The following is a 3,255-nucleotide window of genomic DNA, read 5'->3' as shown; positions in this document are numbered from 1 at the left end:
CCTCCGTTTGCTGATTGATGTTCATAAAAATAACCACGGTTTGTGCGCTGCCTATTTTGACTACATTCCCCACCCGGTAAATCGAAACTCCCTGGATCACCAGTAAGCGTTCAATGGCAGCAGTGGTGACAAAGACATATTGTGAAATCCGGTTGCGTTGTGCATATAAAACTAAATTACGCAGGAGCCGGACTACCGGGCCCGAGAATCCGTATCCCCCGGCGTCATGACTCTTTTCAAAGGAAAAACGTGAAAGTTCACAGACTGATGCAGAACAGGGAAGGGGAGCCTGACTTTGCCACAAATCAGGAAAAACTTCGCTGAGCATATAAGGGGCCGTAGTGGGCAAAAGGCGCACACAGCCTTTGACGTTATTGTTAATATCGGTAGTAATAATATAATCAGTGTCGATAGTGTCGAAACGATCTGTTTCCTGCTCATTGAAACTTTCCACATCCCATTTCAACCGTTGTTTAAATACACGATGCCGAAGTTGAAACATCGATAATAAGAGCGTCTGATTTCTTCTGCTTCCGGAAATACATCCGTGAAGTACGGCATGTGAAACAAGGCGTGGGTCTGTTATATCAATATCTGTATTGCCGGAATGAAAAATGCTCACCGGCGTGATAATTTCGGCTTGGCTCATATTCAATACTCATTCGTTAATAATCAGTGCAGGCTAATCACCGCCTGCACTGATAGTCAGTGATAAATAGCGGGACATCCGCTACATATTACGACCCGGATTACGCCCGCGTGGTGCGCAGCATCCCCCTCTCACGCCCGGGCAGTTTGGTTGACCTCCGACATTGCCGGAGCCTAATTTAAACCATGGATCCCCGCCGGCTTCATCCAACGTGCCTGGCTCTGTTCCCTGAGTCCACCATTTCGCTTCATAATTACTGCCCTCCCAGCTAACACGGTCGCCCTCATTATAAGTCTCCGTGGCGCTCCATTGCGGATACCCGGTTGCCGCCTGAACGGTAACATTGTAAGCCGCAGTGTCGCTCGCTCCGCTGATATCAGTCACGGTCAACTGGAACACCAGTGAATGATTAATCAGCACGGTTGGCGCGGTGTAAGTCAGCGTTTCACCGGTCACGGATGTGGCAGTGACATCTGCTGGCAAACTCCAGAAGTAGCTCAACACTTCGCCGTCAGGGTCATACGAGTTTGCCGCGCTGAGTGTACCCGTTGCGCCGCTGCTGACTGTTTTACTGCCGGAGACTGCCGCCACCGGAGGCTCATTCACGCCACCTGCGACCAGGAAGGTATAGGTATCAGTACCGGTTTTGCTGCCATCAGAGACGGTAAGTGAAACGGTATAACTGGCCTGATACCCTGCGGCAGGCACCCGCAGGTGAATAATCGGGTCTGTCAGGCTGCCGCTGACAATTAAGCCCGACGGGACATTCCACTGATAAGTGATCGGGTCACCGTCAGGATCGTAGGAATGACTGCCATCAAAGGTAAGTTGGGTAATCGGAGAGACCGGGCTTTTTGGCCCCACGATTTGCGCGACCGGTGCGCGATCGAGCGGATCAACGCTGGCATTAATACCTTTAAAGTAGAAAGGTGCCATATCAATGGCTTGTGTCACTATCGGGGCACCCAGCCCTTCACGCGCAGCATTGACCAGCAGACCGTTATCCTGATCGGCAGTCCAGGTAAATACGCCTCCCAGCCCTTTTGAGCGGGCATATTCAGCTTTCGCTTTTACGGTACGCGGCGTATCCAGAGAGATAAATAATTTAGAAGACGAGCTGTACAGATAGTCTGCGTCAGCCTTTTCATCGGTATAGAGTTCGAAGCCGTTTTTCCCTTTTTGCGCTTCCAGATCCAGATAGTTATAAATAATGTCATACCATTCTGAGCTTCCTGACTCAAAAGTCCCCGTTGTCGTTGCGGCACCTGGTTCATAGGTACCGACCAAAGGTGACAGTTGAGAGATCGCCGCATTACGCGCATTACGGGTATAACCTGCGTAGCCAATGTTGATATTACTCTGCGCCACACCTATTGAAATCAGATAGTCAACTGCGGCATCCACGCCATAGCTGGTTTGTTCTGTTTTATGCAGGTTCGTATGATGATTCAGTGCGGGAGCCCATGGCGTACCGAAGAAATCGTAGGTCATCACGTTAATCCCGTTCAGACCTGCAGCCAGCAGACCCGGGATGTCGGCTTTCGCCAGAACCGCCGGATCGGCTGAAGAGGCGATACTGATTCTGGTGTTTGGCAATCCGGCATTGTTGAAAGCTGCCCGCAACTCTCTCATTAAAATGACATAGTAAACACTGTCGTCATCGCCATAAGGGTTGTTATTGCCTGCTGCTCCCGGATATTCCCAGTCAATGTCGACTTCTGTGAACATCGGGAAACGTTTGAAGATATCCACAATGCTGGCACAGAAGCGAACACGCTGTTGGGCATCGCGTGACATGTTGTAAAAACCGTTACTCATGGTCCAGCCACCCACGCTAAATGAGAGAACCAGATCATGACCGAGTGTTTTTGCTTTTTTCTGCAAATCCCGCAGACCGCCTAAAATCCCCTGAACTTTTTCCTGCTGGAAATCGTCAGGCATAGTGATGTCTTTATAACTCGGGAAGCCATTATTGACGTAGGTTTGGGTATCACCCCAGACATCGAGGAAAGTAACAGAGCCGTCCTGATCGTGAATACCAAATGCTGCTGCCCCGCTGGAGATGGCTGCAGATTTCTCACCCAAATCACCAAGAATGCCGACAAAACCCACAATTAATTTGTCGAATGCCGTTGGCGAAACAAGTGCCAGGTCAACGCCACGCCCGCGATCTGCGGGTTGCTGGCTGCCTTGCAGGCGGCCATCATATTGTGACCAGTCGGTGTAATAACCAAAGACTTTTGGGCGACCTACAGTGTTGTATTTGTTATATACCGGTTTAGCTACGCGGGCTGCGGTATAACTGAATTTTTCGGTATCAACGGCGGGATCAAATCCGTCGATCAGATAAGATTCAGTTGTGGCGGCATCGGGTTTTGTAATTTTAGACATAAATTTTCCTTAACAGTTAGCATTCTGAATTATCAGCACGATAGAAATCTGAAACAGCATTTCGTCTTGGAACGTGAATCATTTTGGCTGTAATTCTGTGTTGTGCAAATTGGCTTGTTAATTTTTTATGTTTTATTTTCAATAAGTTAAATTAAATAAACTAAAAAAAATGAAAAACCTGACACTTATTACAGGTATTACAGGCAGTTTAATTG

Annotated in this window: 2 protein-coding genes; both read right to left on the bottom strand. The window is 48.6% G+C overall.

From position 1 onward, the window contains the following. Window positions 1-649: acyl-homoserine-lactone synthase (locus tag J1785_RS02150; RefSeq protein WP_217218702.1), on the bottom strand; the 649-nt coding region annotated here is incomplete at its 3' end. An 81-nt stretch (window positions 650-730) separates the two neighbouring features. Next, complete coding sequence (locus tag J1785_RS02145; protein ID WP_217137650.1) at window positions 731-3,040, bottom strand: glycoside hydrolase family 18 protein; 2,310 nt, start codon at window positions 3,038-3,040, stop codon at window positions 731-733. Window positions 3,041-3,255 lie beyond the last annotated feature (215 nt).

This window comes from Rahnella perminowiae, from assembly GCF_019049755.1.
GTDB classification, from domain to species: domain Bacteria; phylum Pseudomonadota; class Gammaproteobacteria; order Enterobacterales; family Enterobacteriaceae; genus Rahnella; species Rahnella perminowiae.
Note: the sequence above shows the minus strand (reverse complement) of the source record. Positions and strands in the feature narration are given on the sequence as shown.

Bases quoted from the DNA above. Each gene is read 5' to 3' on its own strand.
- J1785_RS02145 (WP_217137650.1), bottom strand. From the start codon at position 3,040: ATGTCTAAAATTACAAAACCCGATGCCGCCACAACTGAATCTTATCTG.